The 25,910-nt window shown below is 69.0% G+C and carries 21 protein-coding genes; 5 read left to right on the top strand and 16 right to left on the bottom strand.

Translation table 11 applies throughout. From position 1 onward, the window contains the following. Nucleotides 1-44: 44 nt before the first annotated feature. Nucleotides 45-452 (bottom strand): ATP-binding protein, encoded by a 408-nt coding sequence (locus ACIBK4_RS09965; protein WP_398993872.1) that lies wholly within the window; start codon nt 450-452, stop codon nt 45-47. A gap of 113 nt (nt 453-565) precedes the next feature. On the opposite strand from ACIBK4_RS09965, the gene ACIBK4_RS09960 reads away from it, so the two are divergent. From ACIBK4_RS09960 to ACIBK4_RS09950, 3 genes are all read left to right on the top strand, one after another. Then, entirely contained in the window at nt 566-1,348 is a 783-nt protein-coding gene (locus ACIBK4_RS09960) for a helix-turn-helix transcriptional regulator (protein WP_398993870.1), read from the top strand. After that, entirely contained in the window at nt 1,345-1,662 is a 318-nt protein-coding gene (locus tag ACIBK4_RS09955) for a DUF397 domain-containing protein (protein ID WP_398993868.1), read from the top strand. The genes ACIBK4_RS09960 and ACIBK4_RS09955 overlap by 4 nt, the downstream gene beginning before the upstream one ends. Before the next feature lie 102 nt (nt 1,663-1,764). Beyond that, on the top strand, nt 1,765-2,700 hold the full coding sequence (locus ACIBK4_RS09950; RefSeq protein ID WP_398993866.1) for a hypothetical protein: 936 nt from the start codon (nt 1,765-1,767) through the stop codon (nt 2,698-2,700). Here the strand turns inward: ACIBK4_RS09950 and ACIBK4_RS09945 are convergent. Next, entirely contained in the window at nt 2,643-2,978 is a 336-nt protein-coding gene (locus tag ACIBK4_RS09945; protein WP_398993864.1) for a hypothetical protein, read from the bottom strand. The two genes, ACIBK4_RS09950 and ACIBK4_RS09945, sit on opposite strands and share 58 nt — an antisense overlap. Nucleotides 2,979-3,129: 151 nt before the next feature. On the opposite strand from ACIBK4_RS09945, the gene ACIBK4_RS09940 reads away from it, so the two are divergent. Further along, nucleotides 3,130-3,360: a hypothetical protein gene (locus ACIBK4_RS09940; protein WP_366435030.1), complete on the top strand. Its 231-nt coding sequence runs from the start codon at nt 3,130-3,132 to the stop codon at nt 3,358-3,360. Between the two features lie 51 nt (nt 3,361-3,411). On the opposite strand, the gene ACIBK4_RS09935 is transcribed toward ACIBK4_RS09940, so the two are convergent. From ACIBK4_RS09935 to ACIBK4_RS09870, 14 genes are all read right to left on the bottom strand, one after another. After that, nucleotides 3,412-3,969: a S1 RNA-binding domain-containing protein gene (locus ACIBK4_RS09935; RefSeq protein ID WP_398993862.1), complete on the bottom strand. Its 558-nt coding sequence runs from the start codon at nt 3,967-3,969 to the stop codon at nt 3,412-3,414. 54 nt (nt 3,970-4,023) lie between these two features. Then, nucleotides 4,024-4,503, bottom strand: a complete 480-nt coding sequence (locus tag ACIBK4_RS09930; RefSeq protein ID WP_398993860.1) for a hypothetical protein — start codon at nt 4,501-4,503, stop codon at nt 4,024-4,026. A 180-nt stretch (nt 4,504-4,683) separates the two neighbouring features. Next, nucleotides 4,684-5,136 (bottom strand): PASTA domain-containing protein, encoded by a 453-nt coding sequence (locus ACIBK4_RS09925; RefSeq protein WP_398993858.1) that lies wholly within the window; start codon nt 5,134-5,136, stop codon nt 4,684-4,686. Between the two features lie 142 nt (nt 5,137-5,278). Then, nucleotides 5,279-5,806 carry a carboxymuconolactone decarboxylase family protein gene (locus ACIBK4_RS09920; RefSeq protein ID WP_398993856.1) on the bottom strand — a complete coding sequence of 176 codons (528 nt, stop codon included), beginning with the start codon at nt 5,804-5,806 and terminating at the stop codon, nt 5,279-5,281. 122 nt (nt 5,807-5,928) lie between these two features. Then, nucleotides 5,929-6,450 (bottom strand): DUF4240 domain-containing protein, encoded by a 522-nt coding sequence (locus tag ACIBK4_RS09915; protein WP_366435039.1) that lies wholly within the window; start codon nt 6,448-6,450, stop codon nt 5,929-5,931. Nucleotides 6,451-6,528: 78 nt separating this feature from the next. Continuing rightward, nucleotides 6,529-7,512 (bottom strand): helix-turn-helix transcriptional regulator, encoded by a 984-nt coding sequence (locus ACIBK4_RS09910; RefSeq protein ID WP_398993854.1) that lies wholly within the window; start codon nt 7,510-7,512, stop codon nt 6,529-6,531. 411 nt (nt 7,513-7,923) lie between these two features. Then, nucleotides 7,924-10,626 carry a pyruvate dehydrogenase (acetyl-transferring), homodimeric type gene (aceE, locus tag ACIBK4_RS09905; protein WP_398993852.1) on the bottom strand — a complete coding sequence of 901 codons (2,703 nt, stop codon included), beginning with the start codon at nt 10,624-10,626 and terminating at the stop codon, nt 7,924-7,926. 275 nt (nt 10,627-10,901) lie between these two features. Continuing rightward, nucleotides 10,902-11,525 carry a GntR family transcriptional regulator gene (locus ACIBK4_RS09900; protein ID WP_329248148.1) on the bottom strand — a complete coding sequence of 208 codons (624 nt, stop codon included), beginning with the start codon at nt 11,523-11,525 and terminating at the stop codon, nt 10,902-10,904. Nucleotides 11,526-11,820: 295 nt separating this feature from the next. Beyond that, nucleotides 11,821-12,570: a CHAT domain-containing protein gene (locus ACIBK4_RS09895; protein ID WP_398993849.1), complete on the bottom strand. Its 750-nt coding sequence runs from the start codon at nt 12,568-12,570 to the stop codon at nt 11,821-11,823. Then, on the bottom strand, nt 12,567-16,751 hold the full coding sequence (locus ACIBK4_RS09890) for an AAA family ATPase (RefSeq protein ID WP_398993847.1): 4,185 nt from the start codon (nt 16,749-16,751) through the stop codon (nt 12,567-12,569). The genes ACIBK4_RS09895 and ACIBK4_RS09890 overlap by 4 nt, the downstream gene beginning before the upstream one ends. Then, on the bottom strand, nt 16,744-18,183 hold the full coding sequence (locus ACIBK4_RS09885) for a hypothetical protein (RefSeq protein WP_398993845.1): 1,440 nt from the start codon (nt 18,181-18,183) through the stop codon (nt 16,744-16,746). The genes ACIBK4_RS09890 and ACIBK4_RS09885 overlap by 8 nt, the downstream gene beginning before the upstream one ends. A 210-nt stretch (nt 18,184-18,393) precedes the next feature. Further along, on the bottom strand, nt 18,394-20,196 hold the full coding sequence (gene sucB / locus ACIBK4_RS09880; RefSeq protein ID WP_398993843.1) for a 2-oxoglutarate dehydrogenase, E2 component, dihydrolipoamide succinyltransferase: 1,803 nt from the start codon (nt 20,194-20,196) through the stop codon (nt 18,394-18,396). Nucleotides 20,197-20,253: 57 nt separating this feature from the next. Next, nucleotides 20,254-21,642 carry a dihydrolipoyl dehydrogenase gene (lpdA, locus tag ACIBK4_RS09875; RefSeq protein ID WP_398993841.1) on the bottom strand — a complete coding sequence of 463 codons (1,389 nt, stop codon included), beginning with the start codon at nt 21,640-21,642 and terminating at the stop codon, nt 20,254-20,256. A 303-nt stretch (nt 21,643-21,945) separates the two neighbouring features. Next, nucleotides 21,946-23,463: a leucyl aminopeptidase gene (locus ACIBK4_RS09870; protein ID WP_398993839.1), complete on the bottom strand. Its 1,518-nt coding sequence runs from the start codon at nt 23,461-23,463 to the stop codon at nt 21,946-21,948. 353 nt (nt 23,464-23,816) lie between these two features. On the opposite strand from ACIBK4_RS09870, the gene ACIBK4_RS09865 reads away from it, so the two are divergent. Then, nucleotides 23,817-25,844: a hypothetical protein gene (locus ACIBK4_RS09865; RefSeq protein WP_398993837.1), complete on the top strand. Its 2,028-nt coding sequence runs from the start codon at nt 23,817-23,819 to the stop codon at nt 25,842-25,844. Nucleotides 25,845-25,910 lie beyond the last annotated feature (66 nt).

Here is a 25,910-nt window from a genome sequence, read left to right as displayed (position 1 = left end):
CCTGTTCGGCGGCGGCCACCGTAAGCCGGGGCTCACCGGACGGGTCAAGACTTCACGGCTGTGAACTCCGCCCACACCTGTTTGCCGCGCCGGCCCTGTCTGGGCGTGACGCCCCACTGGTTCGCCACGGACGCGATCAGGAAGATGCCCCGTCCGCTCTCCGTATCCCAGTCGGGTTCGGTGTACCAGACGGGCAGTTCGGGCGAACGATCGGCGACGGCCACCCGAACCCCGCCTTCCGGGAGTGTGCGGAGGCGTAGTTCGCACTCCGGGGACTTCACGTGCCGGTGGACGTTGGCGAGCATCTCGGTCGCGCAGAGTGTTGCCGCGTCGGCGAGTTCGGGGTACCCCCAGGCGGTGAGCTGCTCCCGGACGGCCTGGCGTGCGGCGGCGAACCCCTCTGGTTCCGCGAGGAGTTGGAGTACCGCTTCGGGGGGCGATTGTGTGTGCATCCCCTCACGGTGGGTGATATGTGGCTAGCCTGAACAGGGCTGACGGCAGCACACAGTTAAGTGTGCAGGCAAGGGGGTTGGTTGTGCAGGAGGGTGGCGAAGGGTCGCCGAGCATGCGGATGTTCGGTGCGGTGACACGGTCGCTTCGAGAGGAACTGGGGCGCACGAGGGAGCAACTCGGCGTGGCCGTGGGCTACTCGGCCTCGCAGGTGGCGATGGTCGAGCGCGGGGAACGCATGCCGAGTGCGCGGTTCATCGCCCGGGCGGCGGAGTTTCTGGGGCGGCGGACGACGATCGAATCCGCGGCGGAGCATCTGGAACGGAACCTGCATCCATCGTGGTTCGACGAGTACGCGGACCTTGAGGCCGAGGCGGTCAGCCTCTGCACATACAACACACACCTCGTGCATGGGCTCGTGCAGACCGAGGAGTACGCGCGCGCCGTGCTCGACGCCCGGTTCCCGATGTTGGAGGACGCAGAGATCGAACTCCGGCTGGACGCCCGGCTTTCTCGGCAGAAGCTGCTGTCGCGTACCCCCGCCGCTTCGATTGCGCTGGTGATCGAGGAGTGGGTTCTACGGCGCCCGGTCGGCGGGGCGGCCGTCCTCAAGGGGCAGTTGGAGTGGTTGCTGGAACTCGGCGCCAGGCGCAACGTGTCCCTCCAGATCATGCCGATGCTGTACGAGGCGCATGCTGGGGTGGACGGCCCGATGACCCTCCTGGAGACGCCCAAACGGCAGTGGGTCGCGTGGCTTGAGGCACAGGGAAACGGGCGGCTGGTGGACAACCGCGACGAGGTCAGTGTGCTGCTCACGCGGTATGGCATGATCCGGACGCAGGCCCTGACCCCAGGTGATTCCGCGAAGTTGATCGAGCAGATGGCAGGGGAGCTATGAGCGCCGACCTGAAATGGTTCAAGTCCAGCTACAGCGGTAGCCAGGGCGGTGAGTGCCTCGAAGTCGCTCTGGAATGGCGGAAGTCGTCGTACAGCGGCGCGGAGGGCGGTGAGTGCCTCGAAATAGCCCTGGAGTGGCGAAAGTCCTCGCACAGCGGCGACGCCGGCGGCCAATGCCTCGAAGTCGCCCTGGAACCAGCCCAACCCACGGTCCACATCCGTGACTCGAAAGCCAAGTCCGGTCCCACGCTGGCGTTTTCGCTGGACGAATGGACGGCTTTCGTAAACTTGGCCGCAAAGTCGGCGCTACAGTAATCACGTTCTCACCCTCCGTGTGCCTACACGGAGCGGCCCCCAGTGGTGCGCCAACACCGTCCTGAGGGCCTACACCGACGAGTGGATCCGAGGTCCTTCGCGATGCTTCAGCATGCTATCCCGCCTGCCCGCTTCTTCTCCCAGACTCCCAACGAGATCATCCGGCATCCCCGCCTCAACGGGACCGCCGTTCGACTCCTCCAGTGGGCGCTGTCCCTCCCCGAAGGTTCGAGAGAGACCGTGCAGTCCATCGGCGAGAAGATGCCGGAAGGCCGCCTAGCCGTCCGCAAGGCCCGGCGGCAACTGGAAGAAGAGGGTTATCTCCACACCCGGCGCAGCCAGAACCCCGAGACCGGCCAGTGGACCACCCAAGTGCTCGTATCCAACGTGGCGTTGACGGCACTGGAGGAGATCAGCGCCGCGTTCGGGACCGTACGTTCCTCTCCTGATCCGAGTGACCAGGACCCGCCGGTCGGCACAGGGGGTGACCAGGCCGTCGGCGCATACCCCTTGGGCGAGAAAACCGAGGAGAACACCCCCAACCAGCCCGTGCCGCCAAGCGAGTTGGAGCGCGGCGCCGCGAACTTCCTGGCCCGCCTCGGCGACCGCACCCCCGCCCTCCGCCTCGGCGCCGGTGAGATCGAACGGCTCGTGCCCCTTGCCACCCGCTGGCTGGCGAGCGGTGCGACGGAGGCCGACCTGTACCAGGCCCTCACCGCCGATCTGCCCCACCCCGTGCGCTCCCCGGCCGCCCTCGTGACGTACCGCTTGGAAGCCCGGACTCCGGCAATCACCCCTCCACGCAAGCCAGTTGAGACCCTGGCGGAGTGTGGCGAGTGCCGTGACCCGTTGCCGCGAGGTGTACGTACCGGCATCTGCCGCCGCTGCGCGGGACTGGTCCCGGCGCCATCCGTACCGGCTCCAACTCCCGTGTCGCTCAACGGGATCGCGTTGGTGAGGGCCGCGCTGTCAGGGATGTGTCATGAGGCCATCGGGCGGTCCGACAGCTGGGCCAGCTCGGTGAAGAACGCGCGGTAGAGCGGCTCGTCGGTGGTCTGGATCTCGACGGTGACCAGCATGTGCTTGGAACTCGTCGTGCTCGCGTAGATCGGTTCGTCGAGTTCTTCGACGTGGCCGAAGTGGAGGCGGGTCAAGCCGCCCCTGCGCGCCTCGGCACGTACCTTCAGCCAGCTCAACGGGGACCGGTACGAGCTGATGATGCGATTGCGCCGGAACACCTCGATGATCCCGTGATCGACCCGCAGTTGGACGCGGTCGTGCTCGAAGACCTTGTGGTCGGACGCGGACGACTCCATGCCGGTGAAGATATCCGAACCCCTCGACAGGCCTCAGTGGGCCCCGACCAGGCCCCGACCGGCGCTCACAGGTTTCTCGCAGGCAACTCACCGGGTCCCCCGAGACAAGCTCCCTATCGTCATGCACACGCACTGACTGGAGGTGGGGAAAATGAACAGCAGTCACTCCAACACCACGGAGAAGACGGCCGGTTGGGCCAAGTCCGCCCGCGGACCCTGGGCGGTGGTCTGCGCGGTCGCGACCGTGATCCTCGGCCCGGCCGCCGTCACGGCGTCCGCGCTCGACCAGGCCAACGCGGCCCCGATGCACCACGCGGTACGGGCCGACCAGACGCAGGCCTACATCTCGACGGACTCGACCCGCCGCCGTACCGCCGCCTAGCAGTTGGTGCTGTAGCCGTGTAGGTCCACCGGGTTGGGCCGAGGTCTCGCCTTATGAGGCCTGGCGTCGGGAGAGAGCCAACCTGCGCCGTGGTCGGTCGATTTCGGTGACGACGACCGTGACCTCGTCGCCGACCTGGACGACCTCCTCCGGAGTCTCCACCGGCGTCGGGGCGAGTTCTCGAAGGTGAACGAGCCCCTCAACACTGTCGGCGACCCGGACGAAGGCGCCGAACGGGACCAGCTTGGTGACCTGTCCTCGTAGCCTCCGGCCCACCGCGAGCCCTTCGACGAACGCTGCGAAAGGGTCCGGCTGCATCGCCTTCAAGGACAGTCTCGCCTCTCCGTGCCAGTCGTCGAACTGGAGGAACTCGCAGGAGATGCGCTGTCCGACCCGCACGACGTCCGACATCGCTTCGAAGCGCCGCCACGACAGTTCGGCGACCGTGATGAGCCCGACACCGGGGAAGACCGGGTGGTCGGGGCCGTCGTCCAGCGACACGAACACGCCGAACCGCTCGATCGCCGCGACCGTCCCGCCGCACAGGTCGCCGACGCGGATCCCGGTCAGGAAGTCCCGAGAGGCCTGATCGTCCGGCACTGCCCCCATGCCGTTCAGCCTCTCATGGGGAGCCGTGCGCCGACCCTGATCCAGCCGTGGTCGTCAGTGGGCGGCGACCAGTTGCCGGGTGCTGGTGACCGTGCCGTCCGGGTGCTGGGTGAGGCGGAGGACCAGGACGTGTTGCCGGTCGGCCGGGGTGGTCACCGCGAACGGGCCGCCCTTGTTCAGGCCGGGGGTCTTGAACTCCGCGCGGGTTCCGAAGGCTCCGAAGATGCCCTCGCAACCCTTGGCCGCGGTGACACCGAACGGGTCGCGGTCGTGCCGGGTGGCGGCGACGTCGTAGTCGACGTTCTTGGTGTCGGGCTTGGCGACGGTCCCGAGGTTCATCGTGACCCAGGCGTGGACCTTGACGTCCGAGCAGACGGCGACCTCGCTGACGGCTTGCGGATCGGGGTCGTTGGGTTCGTTGCCCTCGGCGTCCTTGCCGAGCAGCAACAGGGTGCCGACGAACGCGGTGGCCAGCACGACCACGATGGCGGCACCGAGCAGAAACATCGAACGCGGGCGGACGATCGGGAACATGACCCCTCCGGGGGTGGCTGCGGGCGGCACTTGGCCGTCAACTCGCCCGCGTTGAACGGGCGTTGTTGTCGGATGGGAGGCCCGCAGCCGGGCGGAAGTTGCGAACGGAGTCACATCAAGACGCCCTTGTGACACGTGAGGTGACGTGCCGTCACGGATGAGACCGACCCGGCGGAACGGTCAGCCGCAGAGGGCCAGGTCGATCTTGTCGCCGTTGTGGAGGACCGTCGGCGCGAGGGGGGACACCGCGATGACCGAGCCCGGCTTGCAGTTGTCGACCACCCCGTGGGTGACCGTGCCGACCGTGAGACCCGCCTGCGCCAGAGCCTCCTCGGCCGCCGCCAGGTTCACGCCCTTCAGGTCGAACGGCTTGGCGTACGGCACGGTCGTGACGTTCCCCTTCGTGCTCCCCTTCTCCGTGGTCGTGGTCGTGGTCATGGTCGTGGCCGTGGAGGTGCGCTCGGTGGTGTGGGACGCGGTGCCGACCGTGGCCAGGGCGGCGCCGGTGCCGGCCAGGGCTATCGCGATGGCTGTGGCGGCGATGACACCGGCGCGCCTGCGGCGGGTTCCACGCCGGTTGCCGGTCGCGTCGAAGTGCGGGGCATTGGCGGGGGTGTTGGCGAAGTCGTTCAAGGAGTCACCGGTTCCTGCTCAAGGAGTTCGAGGGAGCTGTCACGCTCCCTGCCTGTCCCCCCACTGACTGCGGAACGGCCCCTGCTGCTGCACGACTGCCGCACAACTCCCTTGAGAGCTGCGTCACATGAACTGGCGTGGGCTAGTTACGGCCCAGGCCCAGGTACTGCTCGCCCGCCGGATCGATGTCCACGCCCAACCCGTTCAGGAGACCGGCGAGCATCGTGTAGTACCCGACCGTCGAGATCAGCTCGACCACCTGACGGTCGGTCAGATGCTTGCGGAGTGTCCCCAACGTGGCGTCCGTGAGCGTGTGTTGGGCCATCAGCTCCGCCGTCGCCGTCAGCAGCGCCGACTCGACCTCGTCGAACTCGCCCTCCTCGGGCCGGAGTTCGACGACCGCCGCCAACTGGTCGACGGTGAGCCCCGCGTGGAGCGCTATCGGGCGGTGCTGGACGAGCCCGTAGGCGCAGTCCGTGCGCGCCGCCACCGACATCACCACCAGCTCGCGCAACCGCACCGGTATCGACGACCCGAGCACGGCCATGCCCAGGTCGATCGCCGGACCCGTCAGATCCGGGGCGTGCGAGAGCATGCGGAACGCGTTCAACGGGGTGGGAAGCGCGTCCACGGCCTCGGCGGAACGCTCCGGGTACGGTATTCGAGCCACGGTGACCTCACTGTGATGCGGGATGCGGGATGCGGGATGCGGGATGCGCGATCCGGTCGATCGCGCCCGACGACTCGCCCGACGACTCGGTCGCAGGGCGGGCACCCATCGCCGTACCCCTCTCACTCCTGCCGGAACCTCTCCCGCAGTTTCGGGAAACGCTCCGCGAGTACGGCCTCGTTCTCCAGGTTGAGCGGAGCTCCGAGCGGCTCGGCGGGGGCCGGCGGAATCCCCAGGTCGGGGGCGACGGCACCGGTGAGCTGTTCGTAAGCCTCGTCCGCCGCGTACCCCAGCTCTTCCCCGTCGCCGTCGATCTCGTCGTCGAAGTCGTCGATGAGGTCCGCCAGCGAGTCGGGGTCGTGCACGGCACCCTCGTACACCTCCCGGCCCTGACCGATCAGCCAGCACCGGAAGAAGTCGAACGCGTCGTCGCTCGCGCCGTCCAGCAGCACCCACGCGGCACCCCACAGATCCCAGGTGTACGCGCGGTTGAAACGGGCCTCGAAATGCCGGGCGAAGTCCAGGACCAGCTCCGGGTCCAACAGCAGAAGCCGGTCGACGAGCAGGTCCGCCTGCTCCTCGGGGTCGCCCTCGGCGGCCTCGCGGGTGGCGTCCACCAGCTCCCAGAACTCCGTCTCGTCCATCACGGGTCAAGCATCGGGCCTGGAGGGGGTGCGCGCACGTGGAGTGCAGCGGATTGTCACCTGGAGCGGGGCAGATCGTTATGGGCGGCGGTACAGCGTGGCCAGCCGCAGCGCGTCGTCCGTGAAGCGTGCCCGCAGGCTCTCCGGTGCCAGGACCTCCACGTCCGGGCCGAGTCCCGCGAGCTGGCTGTGGGCGACCTCCTCGGACTCCACGGGAAGGGTCACGGTCACCCACCCGTCGTCGTCCGGCTCGTCCACGACCTCCAGTGCCTCGCGCGCGGCGGCCGGATCGACGGCGTACGGGAGTCTTCGCGCGCCGTCCGCCGACAGCCGCACCACGACCTCCGCCCGCAGGATCGACCGCGCGAACGCCTCGGCCCGCTCGTTCCAGAACGCGGGCAGGTCGAACTCCTCGTCCCGTACGAAGCGTTCCTTGCTCTCCTCCACCGCCGTGAACCGGTCGATGCGGTACACCCGATACACCGGGAGGTCACGGTCGGCGACCCGCGCGCACAGGTACCAGACCCCCGCCTTGAGGACGAGTCCGTACGGCTCCAGCTCCCGTTCGACGTCGGAGTCGCCGCGCCGGTACCGCGCGATCACCCTCCGGTCGTCCCAGACGGCGTCCGCTACGGCGGGCAGCAGTCCGGGTGTCTTGGGCGCGGTGAACCACCCGGGGGCGTCAAGGTGAAACCGCTGAGCTGCGGCGTGCGAGGCGTCCGACAGGGAGGGCATCAGCGCGGCAGACACCTTCAACCGGGCGGCGGAAGCGGCATCCTCCAACCCCATCTCGCGCAACGCCCCCGGTACTCCGCTCAGGAAGAGCGCCTCGGCCTCGCTACGGGCCAGCCCGGTGAGCCGGGTCCGGTACCCGCCGACGAGCCGGTATCCGCCGGCCCGGCCCCGGTCCGCGTACACGGGGACGCCGGCCTCGGAGAGCGCCTGTGCGTCGCGGGTGATGGTGCGCTCGGAGACGTCCAGCTCGTCGGCGAGCTCGGCGGCGGTCATGGAGGCCCGGGCCTGAAGCAGCAGCACCATTTTGATGAGACGGGCAGCACGCATGCCTTCATGATGAGGGATCTCGCCCCCGCCGCCCCTACCCGTCCCATCCTCCAGGGGCTCCGCCCCTTCGACCCCGACACGGGGGCCAGCCCCCGAACCCCCGCTCCTCAAACGCCGGAGGGGCTGAGTTATCGGCGGGGGTTAAAGGGACTGGAGGATGAGAACGGCACCTCCGCTCCTCGAACGCCGGAGGGGCTGAGTTATCGGCGGGCGGGCTGGATTTGTGGGGACAGGCCGAAAACGCCGGACGGGCCGAGATCTTGCCGACCGGAGCTTCCGAGCTCCGGTCGGCATCTCTCAGCCCGTCCGGCGTTTGAGGACGAGGCCGTTCAGGCCGAAGGGGGGTCTGGGGGCGCAGCCCCCAGGGATGGGATGGGACGGGTAGGGGCGGCGGGGGCGAAAAACAAAGCCCTACAAGCCGTACCGCTCCCGCGCCTCCTTCACCGCCGTAGCCTTCACTTCCCCACGTCGCGCCAGCTGTGCAAGGGCCGCCACGACGATCGACTCCGCGTCCACCCCGAAGTACCGCCGCGCCGCATCCCGCGTGTCCGACAGACCGAACCCGTCCGCACCCAGCGAGGACCAGTCCTGCTCGACCCACTGCGCGATCTGGTCGGGAACCTGCCGCATGTAGTCGGAGACCGCGAGGACAGGACCCTCGGCACCATGCAGCGCCTGCCGCACGTACGGCACCCGCTCCTCACCCCGCAGCAACGCCGCATCCGCGTCCAACGCATCCCGCCGCAGCTCCGTCCAGGACGTAGCCGACCACACGTCGGCCGCCACACCCCACTCCTCGGCAAGCAACTGCTGCGCCTTCAACGTCCAGTGGATCGCCGTACCGGAACCGAGGAGCTGGATACGCGCCGCGTTGGCAGCAGGCGAAAGTCCCGCAGATTCCGCCGTGTTGAAGCGGTACAGGCCCTTGACGATGCCCTCGTCGATACCGAGTCCGGCCGGCTTGGCGGGCTGGGGGATGGGCTCGTTGTAGACGGTGAGGTAGTAGAAGACGTTCGGGTCCTCGCCCGGGGCAGCCTCGCCGTACATCCGGCGGAGGCCGTCCTTCACGATCGCCGCGACCTCGTACGCGAACGCCGGGTCGTACGACAGCGCCGCCGGATTCGTCGCCGCGATCACCGGCGAGTGACCGTCCGCGTGCTGAAGACCCTCGCCCGTCAGCGTCGTACGGCCCGCCGTCGCGCCGACCAGGAACCCGCGGCCGAGCTGGTCGCCGAGCTGCCACATCTGGTCGGCCGTGCGCTGCCAGCCGAACATCGAGTAGAAGATGTAGAAGGGGATCATCGCTTCGCCGTGCGTCGCGTACGACGTCGACGCGGCGATGAAGTCCGCCATCGAACCGGCCTCGGTGATCCCCTCGTTGAGGATCTGGCCGTTCTTGGCTTCCTTGTAGTACATGAGCTGGTCGCGGTCGACGGGCTCGTACGTCTGGCCCTTGGGGGAGTAGATCCCGAGCGACGGGAACAGCGACTCCATACCGAACGTGCGCGCCTCGTCGGGGACGATCGGCACCCAGCGCTTGCCGGTCTCCTTGTCGCGGACCAGATCCTTGACGAGCCGCACGAACGCCATCGTCGTAGCGACGTTCTGCGAGCCCGATCCCTTGTCGAAGGACGCGAACGCCTTCTCCGAAGCGGACGGAAGGGGAGCGATCGCGTGCGTGCGGCGAGCCGGGGCCGGGCCACCGAGCGCCGCGCGGCGCTCCTGGAGGTAACGGACCTCGGGGGAGTCGGCGCCGGGGTGGCCGTAGGGCACGACTCCGTCGATGAAGTCGCTGTCCTTGATGGGGAGTTCGAGCAGGTCACGCATCTGCTTGAACTCGTCCGTCGACAGCTTCTTCATCTGGTGGTTCGCGTTCTTCGACGCGAAGCCCGCACCGAGCGTGTGACCCTTGACCGTCTGCGCCAGGATGACCGTCGGGCCGCCCTTGTGCTCTACGGCCGCCTTGTACGCGGCGTAGACCTTGTTCGCCTCGTGACCACCGCGCGAGAGGTGGAAGCACTCAAGGATCTTGTCGTCGCTCAGCAGCTTCGCCAGCTCGACGAGCGCGGGGTCGGCCCCGAAGAAGTCCTGGCGAATGTAGGCCGCGTCGCGCGTCTGGTACGTCTGCACCTGGGCGTCCGGTACCTCGCGCAGGCGGCGTACCAGCGCGCCCGTGGTGTCGAGCTGGAACAGCTCGTCCCAGGCGTTGCCCCACAGCGACTTGACGACGTTCCAGCCGGCGCCGCGGAACTGGGCCTCCAGCTCCTGCACGATCTTGAAGTTCGCGCGGACCGGGCCGTCGAGGCGCTGGAGGTTGCAGTTGATGACGAAGGTCAGGTTGTCCAGACCCTCGCGGGAGGCGAGTGCGAGGGCCGCCGTCGACTCGGGCTCGTCCATCTCGCCGTCACCGAGGAACGCCCAGACGTGGGATTCCGACACGTCCTTGATGCCACGCGCGGTGAGGTAGCGGTTGAAGCGTGCCTGGTAGATCGCCGACAGCGGGCCGAGGCCCATCGAGACGGTCGGGAACTCCCAGAGCCAGGGCAGGCGCCGCGGGTGCGGGTACGACGGGAGGCCGTTGCCGCCCGCCTCCTGGCGGAAGTTGTCGAGGTGCGCCTCGGTCAGGCGGCCGTCGAGGAAGGCGCGGGCGTAGATGCCGGGGGAGGCGTGGCCCTGGATGTAGAGCTGGTCGCCGGAGCCGTCCGCCTCCTTGCCCTTGAAGAAGTGGTTGAAGCCGGTCTCGTACAGCCAGGCCGCGGACGCGAAGGTCGCGATGTGGCCGCCGACGCCGTGTTTCGCGCCACGGGTCACCATGGCCGCCGCGTTCCAGCGGTTCCACGCGGTGATCCGGCGCTCCAGCGCCTCGTCGCCGGGCGCGGACGGCTCGGCGGCGGTCGGGATGGTGTTGACGTAGTCCGTCTCAAGCAGCTTGGGCAGCGCGAGACCGTTGCCCTCCGCGCGCTCCAGCGTGCGGCGCATCAGGTACGCGGCACGGTGCGGACCCGCAGCCTTCGTGACGGCGTCCAGGGAGGCCTGCCATTCGGCGGTCTCCTCGGGGTCGCGGTCCGGGAGCTGGTCGAGCTCGCTCGGCTGGATGGCGTAGGGGTCGGTCATAACGCCGCCTTCCTCAGTCGAAGGGGGGTTCCCTCGTCGGCAAGGGGTTTTCGGGGGTGCCCTTGGTCTTTGGCAGGACAGGGCGGCGGGCCCTGTGGTGGGAGCCCGTCGGTGACTGTAACTCCCTGATCGATGATCGATCAAAGGTTCCCGGGCAAAATATCTTGATTACGAGAAAGTAGGCACGGCGTGCCTTTTGCCGGGGCACCGGGTGCCGTGATTTTGGCTGATTTCCGGGGAGTTTTCGCAGGTGAGCATGGCTGCGCTCGGCTGCGTCACGGGCGCGGGGCGCAGCCCAGAACGTGCGCCTTCACCAGCTCCGCGATCCGCGGATCCCGGCGCCGGAACGCGGCCACCAACTCCTCGTGCTCCTCCGCGTACGACTGCTGGACCGTCCCCAGCCAACGGATGGACAGCGCGGTGAACACCTCGATGCCGAGGCCCTCCCAGGTGTGCAGCAGCACGGAGTTGCCGGCGGCCCGGACCAGCTCGCGGTGGAAGCCCACGGTGTGCCGGACCTGGCCGGTGCCGTCCGCGTCCCGGTCGGCCTCGTAGAGCGCGGCGACGTGCGGTTCGAGCGCCGAGCAGTCGGCGGCGAGGCGCTCGGCCGCCAGCTCCGCCGCGATGGCTTCGAGCCCGGCGCGCACCGGGTAACTCTCCTCCAGGTCGGCCGCGGTCAGATTCCGTACCCGTACGCCCTTGTTCGGCGCCGACTCGATCAGCCGCAGCGACTCCAGCTCGCGCAAGGCCTCCCGTACCGGCGTCTGGCTGACCTCCAGCTCGGTAGCGATCCGCCGCTCCACGATCCGCTCGCCCGGCTTCCAGCGACCGCTCACGATCCCCTCCACGATGTGCTCGCGGATCTGTTCGCGCAGCGAGTGGACGACGGGCGCGGTCATGAGAGCTCCTTAAGGGCGTTTGACGTTTAGACAATAAGGCCGCACGCCCGCTCGGGAGGGGCGCACGGGGGTGCTTTCATGCAGGTGAGACGAGACTTACATGGGGGTGGGGTGGAGGGCACCTGGAAGTGTCACGGTGGTCCGGATGTGCTGTGTGACGTGTGGGTCAGGTGGCTGAGTGCAGGTCGAACCGCCGGTGCCAGTGGACGAGCGGACCTACCGGTGCTGGACGGTCGCCTCAGCTGTGATCAGTGCAGCAGCGGTGCGGGCGTCTTCGTCGATTCGGTGACGTCGGCTACGGCCATAGATCCGGGTCACCAGACATCGGCTTCTTGCGCAGCCGCCAGGAGAAGCCGCCGCCCTGCGGTTTGACGGTGGTCCGGGTGGGCGGCGTGCGGTACTCGGCGCCGACGAGATGCAGGGCCTCCGCGTACACACCCGGCGCGGTCAGCAACTTCGGAAGACAGCCGAGGTCCGCGCCGTACATCTCGGCAGCTGCTACGGCGACGCTGTGAGCCTTGGCGACCGAGCGGCCGTGGGCCAGGGTGCTGTAGAGGGTGCGGGAGTAGTCGAGGCAACTCGTGTCGGTGATCGGGCCGCCGGTGCCGATGACACAGGGCACGGTCCCTGCCAGCAGATGTGCCAACTCCCATGTCCAGCAGGCGCTCAGGACGACGAGCCGTAGTCCTTCCGGCACGAACTCGGTGAGCAGCTTGCACAGGCCCTGGTCTGAGACGGGGGCCTCGCCGCCGTCGTCGGTGAGGAAGCGGAGGCCGGCGCCGGGGGTGCCTCGGGCGGAGAAGTGGAGTACTGCGGGGGTGCTTTGGAGTAGGCGGTCGGGGAGGTCCCTTGCCTGGGCCGCTTGGAGGCTTTCCAGGGTGAGGGCTTGGGCGTATTGGGCGTGGGTGATGGCGCGCTGCATCTCGCGGTACTCGGCGGCGGCGTCTGGGGTGCCCGGGATTCGTGGGGAGGCTGCTTGGACTACCAGGATTACGGAGGGGGTTGGGGGTGGGAGTGGGGTTGCGGGCGGGGGTGGAGGTGTCATGCGGTGGTGGAGGTCAGGATGCTTTGGATGAGGGTGCCCAGGGCTTGAGCGTGTTGGGGTGAGCGGCCAATGAGGGTGGTGATTTCGGTTAGGGCGCGGTCTCGGTCGGAGGGGGTGGGGGTGGGAGTGGGCCAGGAGGGTGGTTCGTGTGCGGACTCGGCGAGGATTGCTGAGATCGACAGGTGGACGGTGGCGGTGAACTCGTCCTGGTGGATGAGGAGTTCGAGCAGTGCGCAGGCGTTGAGTAATTCGGCGTCCGGAGTTGCCAGCAGGCTCTGGATCCGTTCGTTCAGGGCGGTGCGGTCTGCGATGTATCCGTAGGCGGTGGGGACTCCGTCTGCGCGGGCGAGACTGAGAAGCGCGAAATGGACGGCGGCTTGGGCTGATTCGGTGTCGCTGGCGAGCAGTGCTGCGGCCTGGTCATGCAGGAGATCCTCTGCGTGGTTCGAGAGGTAGACCTGGGACTCATCCCAGTTGGGGCAGTCCATCCAGGCGCTCAGGAGCTCGCCAGTGACGTACGGGCGGAACGCGGCGTCAGGGGTGTCGGCTGTGGCGGCTCGGGCGATGTGGAGATGCTGTTCGGCGGACTCGTAGGCGAGGGCGAGTTCTTCCAGGGCCACGATCGTTTCGGGGGACTGGAGGTCGGTTGCGTGCTCGTCCCAGAAGGTGCGGGCGTCGGCCCAGGTAGGGCATTGGATCCAAGCGATGGCGAGGTCGAACGCCGTCTCGGGGAGGTCGATCCAGGCCGGGGCTTCTGTACCGGCTGCTGTGCGCCATGCGGTGCGGACTTGGACGGCCGCTGTTGCGGTTGTGCGATGGCAATTACGCAAAAGACGTCGGGCTTTGAGAGCGACGGGGTCCGGGCCGTCCAGGGGTGAAAGGAGCATGTCGATGAGAGTGCGGATCCCAGCGTCTTGGTCCGCGTGCGCGAGCTGGAATTCCGCGCGCTGGGCGGTGATTTGGCGTGCGGCTGCGGGATGAGCGGCCAGGGATTCTTCTGTTTTGGTGTACGCGGTGAGGGCTTCCTGGGGAGGAGCGATGCGGGCGAGGTTGTTGAGGGAGGCGGCGAGGTCGGGGAGGTAGGCGGCGGGGTTGGTGTCGGCGAGGGTGCGGCGGATGGTGACGGCTTCGTTGATGGTGGTGAGTGCGCCGGTCCGGTCTCCGGTTCCGCTCTGGTAAACGGCGAGGTTGTTGAGGCAGGAGGCGAGGTTGGGAAGGTAGGCGGCGGGGTTGGTGTCGGCGAGGGTGCGGTAGAGGTGGGTGGCTTCGTTGATGGTGGTGAGTGCGCCGGTCCGGTCCCCGGTTTCGCCCTGATGGACGGCGAGGTTGTTGAGGGAGGTGGCGAGGTCGGGGAGGTAGGCGGCGGGGTTGGTGTCGGCGAGGGTGCGGTAGAGGTGGGTGGCTTCGTTGATGGTGGTGAGTGCGCCGGTCCGGTCTCCGGTTTCGCCCAGATAGTTGGCGAGGTTGTTGAGGGAGGTGGCGAGGTCGGGGAGGTAGGCGGCGGGGTTGGTGTCGGCGAGGGTGCGGCGGATGGTGACGGCTTCGTTGATGGTGGTGAGTGCGCCGGTTCGGTCTCCGGTTTCGCTCTGGCTGTTGGCGAGGTTGTTGAGGGAGGTGGCGAGGTCGGGGAGGTAGGCGGCGGGGTTGGTGTCGGCGAGGGTGCGGCGGATGGTGACGGCTTCGTTGATGGTGGTGAGTGCGCCGGTTCGGTCCCCGGTCTCGCTCTGGTGAACGGCGAGGTTGTTGAGGGAGCTGGCGAGGTTGGGGAGGTAGGCGGCGGGGTTGGTGTCGGCGAGGGTGCGGTAGAGGTGGGTGGCTTCGTTGATGGTGGTGAGTGCGCCGGTTCGGTCCCCGGTTCCGCTCTGGTGGGCGGCGAGGTTGTTGAGGGACATGGCGAGGTTGGGGAGGTAGGCGGCGGGGTTGGCCTCGGCGAGGGTGCGATAGAGATCGGCAGCCTCCTGTGATGGTGTGAGTGCTGCTTCTCTCAGTCCGGCCTCCGACAGCAACCGGGCGAGTTCGCCCAGCGCCCTCGCCAGATCAGGCCGGAACACTTCCTCCCGCAGCTCCACGAGTTCCCTTACCAGCGCGATCCCTCTGCCCCCCGTCATGACCGCGTGCTCTGCCAGCGACTCCCGCAGATAGGGATTCGCATGTTCCAGAACCGCAGCGTCATCGCTCTGCTGTCGCAGAAGGTCGACGAGGCCGCGCGCGACGAGAAAGGCAGGACCTGGCTGCCCCTCCTCGCGCTGCCTGCCGGACAACTCCCTCAGATGCTCGATGAACTCACGGTGGTAGAGCCGGTAAACGGCCTGGATGCCGTCGCTGTCCTCGACGACGTACCGGCCATACGAATTGAGGAGCCAGTCCAGATGCTCCCGTTCATAGACGGTTCCCCTCGTGCTGAGCGCAGTGGCCGCCGCCTCCCAGACCCCCCTGGCGGGCATGCCGTTTCCGGTGCCCCAGGCAAGAGCCGTTAGTAGTTCCTGAGCGGCCAGAGGAAGCAGTTCGCCGTTCTGCTCCAGTTGCGGTCCCGCGGCCAGGTCCTCGGCGAAGGCCGCGGAGATGGACGCCGGGACACTCGTCTCCCAACCCTCTGCGCACGTCCCCGGCACGTGCCTCAGCACGGCATCGACCGCCATCTGCGCGAAGAGGAAGCCTCCATGACCCACAGAGGCACGCTGGGCGATCAAGGCGGCCGCTTCGTCGGGGAGCCCTGTGCGATGGAGCCGACGGCGCGCGTACTCCTCGATGTCGTCGCCGGTGTCGGCCTCGTCGTCCAGACCGGCCGCGCGTGCCCGGATCCCGAGGAGTCGGCTGACCGCTTCGTCGAGGGGTTCGCCGGCCGCCACGGCGTCTGGGTTGAACGGTCGGTCCCGGGAGGCGAGCAGGACGCATGCCATACGGCTCAGCGGAGACAGCAACTGCTCGACGATCGGCGCGGCCTGTTCGGAGGCAGCCTCGTCCAGACCGTCCAGCAGTAGGACCGGGGGCGGACCCGAGGTGGGCCACTCGCGCTCGACGTCGGCGATCAGCGCCGCCGGCGTTTCGGGAGCGTCCAGCCCCAACCGCCGGGCGATCGCCTCTGCCAACTGCTGAACCGTGAGGCCCCGGAGGTGCAGAGCAACATCCACGGAGTCCTTCTTCGGATCCGGGTCGCCCTCGCGCAGCGCCCCATGCTTGACGATGTCGGCACGGTGCCGGGGATCGGACAGCGTCGCCACCCTGCCCAGCACCGCCGACTTACCGCTGCCCGCGCTGCCCGTGACGAGGAACAGCCCCGCTTCCTTGGCCCGGAGCCAGTCGACGATCTCGCCGAGGACACGCTTGCGCCCCGTGAAGAACCAGCCCTCCTCCACCCGGTCCGCCCCGGCCGCCGCCCTGACCAGGTGTTCTACCAGCTCTGCTTCCCCTTTCTCCGCCTTGTGGGGGTTCCCGAACATCGGCAGATCCTGGCCGAGGGAAGCAGGGACCGGGCGCTGCCCCTCGTCCTCGGGCCACTGATCGAGGGCGGCCCGGATGACCGCAGCCCCGGTGACTCGCCAGTTGCGGGGGCTCCACTCGTGCCGATAGCTCTTGGTCCGGGGGCCGTCGCGCAGGACGTCCGTCACGGTCTCCAGCAGGACTCCGCGCCCTTCGGCCTTCTCCTGTGGACGACAACTCGCGACCACCCCGAGCCAGGTCGACCGGCCGTCGGGGAGGCTCCGCGCGGACCAGGTGGCCAGTGCCTTCTGTACGGACTCCACCACCCCGGCACCCGCGTAACAGGTGTCGATGAGCATCAGCACCTGGTCGGCGCCACTACGCAGGGCCACACTGGTCAACAGCCTTGCCGAGTACGTCTGTTCCTCATCGTCGACGCTCTGTGTGTCGTGCACGATCAGCCGGAAATCTTTGTCCTGGCCCTGGAGTACGCCGTGCCCGGACCACACCACGATCGCCGGCCCGTGTGACCCGCTCTCCTCCCAGCCCTTCCGCCACTCCTCCACCGAGCCCTTGAGGCTGTCGCGCCCGGGGTCCTTCACCACCGTGGGCGTATAGCCGTAGCCCTCCAACAACGTGCAGAGTTCCTCCAACTGCTGCACCGAGTTGGGGAGTTCGGGGAATTGCCCGGCCTTGTACGTCCGCACAGCGACCCCAAGCACCGTCCCCTGGATCTGCTGCTGCCTCTGCTGCTCACTCACCCAGCTCACCCACCAACGTCAACGCGGTAACCGTCGACTCCGCCCGCCCCTCAACCCGTACCGCCAACCGATACCCCCCGCCCTCCGGCGCAGGAAACACCCCGCGATACCGCCCGCCACCCAGATTGCGCAGCGAACGCGACGACTCCGCCCGTCCATCCGCCGGCCGTAGCTCAGCGGCGACGAGCAACTCGTCGTACCCGCGCACCCCGTCCGGCACCGAGACAGACACCTCGTACGGCTCACCGTGCGCCAGCAACGTCGGCGCCAGCACACTCAGCGCCGGTGTGCCCGCGTCCCCCTCGCCGCGATGGAAGGGTGCCTCGTGTCCGAGCTGGCCCCATAGGGTGTCCCGCACCCCGCGGTTGTTCTGGAGGGAGCCGTGCTGTTCGTTGGGGGTGAAGAGTTCGGAGGTCAGGTGTCCCGTACCGGCGGCGTTGGCCGGCCGGGCCGACAGTCGGGGGACGGTGCCGTCGCCGCCCTCGTCGACGCCGTCGATCTCCCAGGCGGGGACCAGCAGTTCGCCGGTGTACGCGGCCGTCGTCGCGGTCGGCTGGCGGACGCCGGTGATGGTCACGAGGTCGGTGAGGGTGTCGCGGCCCGGCGACTCAGCGGCCTCGCGCAGTTCGGCGTGGAAGCGGGCGGCGTCGGCCAGCAGCTTCTCGTCGGGACCGGGCAGGCCGGGGAGGTCGCGGGGGTGGGCGAGACCGTCGGACGTGGAGACGCAGGCGTAGTCCGGGGCGAGTTGGTGGAGGGAGGGGAGGGAGCGGGCGAAGGCGGTGAGGTCCACGCCGAACGGGCCCCAGCCCTTGCGCAGGCCGTTGACCAGGTGGGTCAGGGCGTCCAGCGAGCCGCGGTGCGGGGTGCCGAGGGTGATCAGGCGGCGGGTGACCTCGTATCCGCCGAGGCACTCGACGTAGAACCGGGCCACCAGTCCGCCCATCGAGTGGCAGATGAAGACGACCTGGGCGTCGGCGCGCTCCGGGGCCGACGAGCGCCAGCGCTCCAGTTCCTCGGTGACGCGTTCCTTGAGGCGGTGGGCGTTGTAGCGGCACGAGAGTCGCCAGTCGTAGCCGAACTCGACGAGGTTCGCGGGGGTGGTGGGAGGGTCGTTCGGCTGGCGGCTACGCAGGGTGAAATTCTGTTCGAGCCAGCGGAGCAGCGAGCTGTAGCCGTCGACGGGGTGCCAGAGGCCCGGGATCACATGGAGGTCGGGCATGGTGGCGAGGGGACGTACGCCGTCGCCGGGGTGGTCGTCACCGAGGTCGTCGGGCAGGCGCAGCCGCTGGACCGAACGGCCGAAGGTACGCAGGCCCCGCCACAACGCACCCCCCGACAGGTCCCAGACCGCGCCGCCGTCGGCGTCCGCGAGCCGGGTTCCCATGATGCCCGGCAGTACCACCACAAGGTCGTGCACAGGTGCGCGCTTCATGCGGCTCCCCCCGTTTTTCGAACCGCTGCGGCCGTCGTTCGTCGTCCGGCGTCTGCGGAACGGCCGCTGTGAATTCACTCACGGTAGTGGGGTGGGGGAGAGCACGTCAGGTGAAGGCAGCGACGAGGACAGAAAAACTACGGTGCCCCCCGTCCGGAGTTCTCCGGACGGGGGGCACCGTAAAAACTAGCTAGATAACCGACCGACTGACTACAGGCCGAGCTCGACCTCGAACTCGCCCGCCTCCAGGATCGCCTTGACCGCCGTCAGGTAACGGGCGGCATCCGCACCGTCCACCAGGCGGTGGTCGTAGGAGAGGGTCAGGTACGTCATGTCGCGGACGCCGATGACCGTGCCCTCCTCGGTCTCGATGACCGCCGGGCGCTTGACCGTGGCACCGATGCCGAGGATCGCGACCTGGTTCGGGGGCACGATGATCGTGTCGAACAGGGCGCCGCGCGAACCGGTGTTGGAGATCGTGAAGGTCGCGCCGGACAGCTCGTCCGGGGTGATCTTGTTCGCCCGGACCTTGCCCGCGAGCTCGGCGGTGGCCTTGGCGATACCGGCGATGTTCAGGTCGCCCGCGTGCTTGATGACCGGGGTCATCAGGCCCTTCTCGGAGTCCACCGCGATACCGACGTTCTCGGTGTCGAAGTAGGTGATCGTGCCGTCCTCGACGTTGATCCGGGCGTTGATGGCCGGGTGGGCCTTCAGCGCCTGGGCCGCCGCCTTCACGAAGAACGGCATCGGGGAGAGCTTGACGCCCTCGCGGGCGGCGAAGGAGTCCTTCGCCTGGCCGCGCAGGCGCATCAGGCGCGTGACGTCGACCTCGACGACCGAGGACAGCTGCGCCTGCTCGTGCAGCGCCTTGACCATGTTGTCGCCGATGACCTTGCGGATGCGGGGCATCTTGACGGTCTGGCCGCGGAGGGGAGAGGCCTCCAGGGTCGGGGTCTTCTTCGCCGCGGTGGCGGCCGGGGCGGCGGCAGCGGCCGGAGCCGGAGCGGCTGCGGCGGCCTTCGCTGCCTCTGCGGCGGCGATGACGTCCTGCTTGCGGATACGGCCGCCGACGCCGGTGCCCTTGACGGTGGACAGGTCCACGCCGTTCTCGGACGCGAGCTTGCGCACCAGCGGGGTGACGTAGGCGCCGTCGTCCGTGGCCTGCGCGGCGGCGGGCGCCGGAGCGGCCGGGGCCACCGGAGCCGGAGCCGCGACCGGCGCGGGGGCCGGGGCGGCGGGAGCGACCGGAGCCGGAGCGGCGGCGACCGGAGCGGGCGCCGGAGCCGGAGCGGGGGCCGGAGCCGCGGCGACCGGCGCGGGAGCCGGGGCCGGGGCCGGAGCGGCAGCCGCCGGAGCGGGCGCCGGGGCGGCGGGGACCGGAGCGGCACCCGGGGCGCCGACGACGGCGAGCTTGGCGCCGACCTCGGCGGTCTCGTCCTCGCCGACCAGGATCTCCAGCAGGACGCCGGCGACCGGGGAGGGGATCTCGGTGTCGACCTTGTCGGTCGAGACCTCCAGGAGGGGCTCGTCCTCCGCGACCTCCTCGCCGACCTCCTTCAGCCAGCGGGTGACCGTGCCCTCGGTGACGGACTCACCGAGAGCGGGCAGGACCACGTCGGTGCCGGAGGCGCCGCCGGCCGGAGCGGCCGGGGTCTCGGCGGGGGCCGGGGCGGCCGGAGCCGCGGGGGCCTCGGCGACCGGGGCCGGAGCGGGCTCGGGGGCCGGAGCCGCCTCGGGCTCGGCGGCCGGGGCCGGAGCCGCGGCGGGCGCGCCCGTACCGTCGTCGATCACGGCCAGCTCGGCGCCGACCTCGACGGTCTCGTCCTCGGCCACCTTGATGGAGGCCAGCACACCGGCGACCGGCGAGGGGATCTCGGTGTCGACCTTGTCGGTCGACACTTCGAGCAGCGGCTCGTCGGCCTCTACTCGCTCGCCCTCGGCCTTCAGCCAGCGGGTGACAGTGCCCTCGGTGACGCTTTCACCGAGCGCCGGAAGGGTTACGGAAACCGCCATGGTTTCGGTTGCTCCTTACGAATTGCGGAAGTCTGTGTCGTCGTCCGACCGAGGGGGTCAGTCGTGGGAGTGGAGAGGCTTGCCGGCCAGAGCCAGGTGGGCCTCGCCGAGCGCCTCGTTCTGCGTCGGGTGGGCGTGGATCAGCTGGGCGACCTCGGCGGGCAGCGCCTCCCAGTTGTAGATCAGCTGGGCTTCGCCGACCTGCTCGCCCATGCGGTCGCCGACCATGTGGACGCCGACCACGGCACCGTCCTTCACCTGGACGAGCTTGATCTCGCCCGAGGTGTTGAGGATCTTGCTCTTGCCGTTGCCCGCGAGGTTGTACTTCAGAGCGACGACCTTGTCCGCGCCGTAGATCTCCTTGGCCTTGGCCTCGGTGATGCCCACGGAGGCGACCTCGGGGTGGCAGTACGTCACCCGGGGGACACCGTCGTAGTCGATCGGAACGGTCTTCAGACCGGCCAGACGCTCCGCCACCAGGATGCCCTCGGCGAAGCCGACGTGCGCGAGCTGGAGCGTCGGGACGAGGTCGCCGACGGCGGAGATGGTCGGGACGTTCGTCCGCATGTACTCGTCGACCGTGACGTAGCCGCGGTCGATCGCGACGCCCTGCTCCTCGTAGCCGAGACCGGCGGAGACGGGCCCGCGGCCGACGGCGACGAGCAGGACCTCGGCCTCGAACTCCTTGCCGTCGGCGAGGGTGACCTTGACACCGTTCTCGGTGTACTCGGCCTTCGAGAAGAAGGTGCCCAGGTTGAACTTGATGCCGCGCTTGCGGAACGCGCGCTCAAGAAGCTTGGAGGAGTTCTCGTCCTCAAGGGGGGCGAGGTGCTTGAGGCCCTCGATGATCGTCACGTCGGCGCCGAAGGACTTCCACGCGGAGGCGAACTCCACGCCGATGACACCGCCGCCGAGGATGATCGCGGACTGCGGGACGCGGTCCAGGACGAGGGCGTGGTCCGAGGAGATGATCCGGTTGCCGTCGATCTCCAGGCCCGGCAGCGACTTCGGCACGGAGCCGGTCGCCAGCAGGACGTGGCGGCCCTGGATGCGCTGGCCGTTGACGTCGACGGAGGTGGGGGAGGAGAGCTTGCCCTCACCCTCGATGTAGTGCACCTTGCGGGATGCGATCAGACCCTGGAGTCCCTTGTACAGGCCCGAGATCACGCCGTCCTTGTACTTGTGGACGGCCGGTACGTCGATGCCCTCGAAGGTGGCCTTGACGCCGAACTGCTCGCTCTCGCGGGCCTGGTCGGCGATCTCGCCCGCGTGGAGCAGGGCCTTGGTGGGGATGCAACCTCGGTGCAGGCAGGTGCCGCCGACCTTGTCCTTCTCGATCAGGGCGACGTCCAGGCCCAGCTGGGCCCCGCGCAGCGCCGCGGCGTAACCGCCACTACCACCGCCGAGGATCACTAGGTCGAAAACGGTGCTGGCGTCGTTCGCCACGTCACGTCCTCCATGCATGTGCGCCACGCCGGTCGGCGACGACCGGTCGGCGGCTGGTGTCCGGCCGCTCTTTCTTCGGCCCTGTGGTGGGGGCCCTGTCCTGCCGAGCCCATCTTCGCACTTGTCGAGGCCCAACGAGACGCCGGGCCCTGGTGTGAGACACCACACGCTCACTTGAGAGACGCTGCGGCTTTTACCATCCCGAGGTGCGACCCCCCAGGGGCGCGGGGAACTGCGCGACCGGCCACAGCCGACCCGCAGTCGCCCACGCACCCAAGGCACCGAGCTACTAGGCGCAGAACGTCAGCCCAGATCCCCGGCAGCAGTCAACTCCGCAAGCCGCACGAGCGTCCGCACCGCAGACCCGGTGCCACCCTTGGGCGTGTACCCGAACGGGCCCGCCTCATTGAACGCAGGCCCAGCGATGTCAAGGTGCGCCCAGGTGATTCCCTCGCCAACGAACTCGCGAAGGAACAGCCCGGCGACGAGCCCCCCACCCATCCGCTCACCCATGTTCGCGATGTCGGCGGTAGGAGAGTCCATCCCCTTACGCAGGTGCTCCGGCAACGGCATCGGCCACGACGGCTCACCAACCTCGTCCGCCGCCTCGACGATCGCGGAGCGGAACGCGTCGTCGTTCGCCATAACACCGAACGTCCGACTCCCGAGCGCCAGAACCATCGCCCCGGTCAGCGTCGCCACATCCACGATCGCGTCCGGCTTCTCCGCAGACGCAGCCCAGAGCGCGTCCGCGAGAACCAGCCGGCCCTCCGCGTCCGTGTTGAGCACCTCGACGGTCTTCCCGCTGTACATCCGCAGCACGTCACCGGGTCGCGTCGCGGACCCCGACGGCATGTTCTCGGCGAGCGCCAGCCACCCGGTGACATTGACGGCAAGCCCCAGCCGCGCCGCGGCGACAACGGCCGCGAACACCGCGGCCGCACCGCTCATGTCGCACTTCATCGTCTCGTTGTGCCCGGCCGGCTTGAGCGAGATACCGCCCGAGTCGTACGTGATCCCCTTGCCGACGAACGCGAGGTGCTTGGTGGCGTCCGCGTGCGTGTACGACAGCTTCACCAGCCGCGGCCCGGCCGCGGAACCCGCGCCGACGCCGAGGATGCCGCCGTAGCCGCCCTTCTCCAGGGCCTTCTCGTCGAGCACCTCGACCTTGATGCCGTGCTCCTTCGCCGCGGTCTGCGCGACGGCGGCGAAGGCCTCGGGGTCGAGGTCGTTCGGCGGGGTGTTGACCAGGTCGCGGGCGCGGTTGAGCTCCTCGGTGACCGCCAGAGCGCGCTCTACGGCCGCCTTGTACTCCTTGTCGCGCGGCTTGCCGCCGAGCAGGGCGACCTCGCCGAGCGGGGCCTTGCCCTTGGCGTCCTTGGCGCCGCCCTTGTACGCGTCGAAGGAGTACGCGCCGAGCAGCGCGCCCTCGGCGATCACGCCGGCGTCGGCGGCATCGGCGAGGGGGAGCGCGAAGGCGGCCTTCTTGGCGCCGGTGAGCGCGCGGGCGGCGACGCCGGCGGCCCGGCGCAGCGCCTCGGCGCCGTACGCCTCGCCCTCCTCGGGCTCCGTGCCGAGCCCCACCGCGAGCACGAGCGGGGCCTTGAAGCCGGCCGGTGCGGGCAGCTTCGTGATCTCGCCCTCGGCACCGGAGGCGCCCAGGGTCTCCAGGACGCCGGCGAGCCTGCCGTCGTACGCCTTGTCCACGGCGTCGGCGCCCGGTGCGACGACCGGGCCCTTGCCGCCCTTGCCGACACCGATCACGATCGCGTCGGCCCGCAGGCCGGGCGCCGCGGCGGTGCTGAGAGTGAGAGCAGTCACAGTGGTGAATTCTCGCTTCCGATGTGGAGTTGCTGTGGTCGATCGGTGTGGGTCGACCGGGCCCGACAGCCGACCCTATTTCCGACCTGCGGCGGCGGTGGAGACAGGGGGCCGCTGGGCACCCAGGACGAGCGTACGCGCGTGCGCCTGATGGCTCGTTCTCGCGGGGCCGCGGAAAGCGCCGAGCGGAGGGGCGCCCGCCGGCGGGCGTGTGGCCACTTCTCGATCCTCACCCTGGATGTCCTGCGTCACACTCGTGAGGTTCATGTGGGCGACATGCTCATCGGTTTGCATGATTTCCACGGATCCTCCGCGAGTCGACCACAGGGGGGATCGCTTGGGGGAGGGACGACATGGCGCACAGAGCGCACAAGTGGAGAACCGGGGCCGCTGTACTGGCGGCCGCGGGACTGTTGGTGCTGGGCCTGGAGGCGCCCGGCGCATCGGCCGCCGACGAGCCTCGCATCGATCTCAAGGTACTGGTCGTGGACAACGGCGACAGTCCCGTCGAGGCCATCGCCGCCCAGCTGAAGAGCGAGGGCATCCCGTACACGACTGTGAACCTGAACGACTCCGGCCGCCCCACGATCGACGCGGCCTTCCTCAGTGACACGGTCGACGGTGTGCCGCGCGCCAAGTACCAGGGCGTGGTCCTGCCCAACGAGGCGCCGTTCGGGACGAGTTCGGCGGAACAGACGGCGCTGGACGCCTACGAGACGACGTACGGCATCCCCCAGGTCGACGCCTACACCTGGGCGCACCCGGAGGTCGGTCTCGACTACGCGGCCTACACCGGGGCACTCGACGGGCATGAAGCAGATGTCACGTCCGAAGGCAAGGCGGGCTATTTCGGCTATCTTGACGGGCCGCTCACGTTCGAGGACAACTCCTCGTCCGTGCAGGAGAGTTACGGCTTCGTGGCCACGCCTCGAACCGGTTTCACGAGCTACGTCGACACCGCCGTACCGGGCGGTACCGGGCGCGGCAGCCTGGTCGGCGAGTACGCCCACGACGGGCGCCGCGAACTGGTGCTGACCTTCGCGTACAACCAATACCAGGAGCAGTTCCGGGTGTTGGCGCGCGGCATCGTCGAGTGGCTGACTCAGGGCGTGCACCTGGGCCAGGCGCGCAATTATTTCTCCGTGCATGTCGACGACGTCTTCGCGCCCGACGACCGCTGGGACACCGAGCTCAACTGCACGCCCGGCGACTACGACTGCGCGGCGGGCGAGGGCTCGACGTCCACGCCGATCCGGATGACCGCTGCCGACGCGGTCTACGCGGCCCAGTGGGAGCAGGACCACGGCTTCACCTTCGACCTGGCCTTCAACGCGGGCCTGGGCGAGGACTGGAAGAGCGAGAACGGCGGCACGGACGCCCTGACCGACCAACTCCTCGCCGACAAGGCCGACTTCCGCTGGATCAACCACACGTACTCGCACGAATTCCTCGGCTGCGTCCAGGACTTGACGACCGTGCCGTGGAGCTGCGCGAAGAACGCCGACGGCTCGACCCAGTACATGAGCCAGGCGGACATCTCCGCGGAGATCGCCAACAACTACAACTGGGCGCTGGCGAACGGCCTTCCGGTCGAGCGGGACGAGCTGGTCACCGGTGAGCACTCGGGTCTGAAGACGCTGCCGCAGCAGCCCGACGACAACCCGAACCTGGCCGGCGCCCTCGCCGCCAACGGCATCAAGTGGACGGCCTCCGACCACTCCCGCGAGAGCGACCAGCGGGCCGTCGGCGACACGCTCACCGTGCCGCGCTACCCGATGAACGTGTACTACAACGCGGGCACCAAGGCCGAGATGGCCGACGAGTACAACTGGATCTACACCTCCACGGCCGACGGCGGCAGCGGGGTCTGCGAGAACAACCCCAACTCCACCTGCCTGTCGGCGCCGTTGGACACCGCCACCGGCTACGACGACTACATCGTCCCGCAGGAGGCGGCCACCGACCTCGGTCACGCCATCAGCAACGACCCGCTCCCGCACTACGCGCACCAGTCCAACCTGGCCGAGGACCGCGTCCTCTACCCGGTCCTGGACAAGGTGCTCGCCGACTACCAGGCGCTGTTCGCCGACAACACCCCGCTGGAGAACCTGCGGGAGAGCGCGATCGGCACCGAACTGCAGAACCGTGCCGCCTGGCAGACCGCCGTCACGAACGGCGACGTCGAGGCGTACCGCGTCGGCGACACCGTCACCGTCAACGCCCCCACCGGGATCCAGATCCCGTTGACCGCACCCGAAGGGACCACCAAGCAACTCCTGCTCGGCACCACCGCGTTCGGGACGCCGTACGCGGGAGAGCGCTCGGCCTGGACCACGCCGGAGCTTACGCAGACCGCTCTCACGCTGAACCTGCCCGCCTGACCCCACGACAGCGCAGCGCAGCCAGCCATCACGCGCACCCCGGCCACCACAGGGCCGGCCGGGGTG

The organism is Streptomyces sp. NPDC050528 (genome assembly GCF_044457795.1).
Lineage (GTDB): Bacteria > Actinomycetota > Actinomycetes > Streptomycetales > Streptomycetaceae > Streptomyces.
This window is presented reverse-complemented; position numbering and strand designations above follow the sequence as displayed.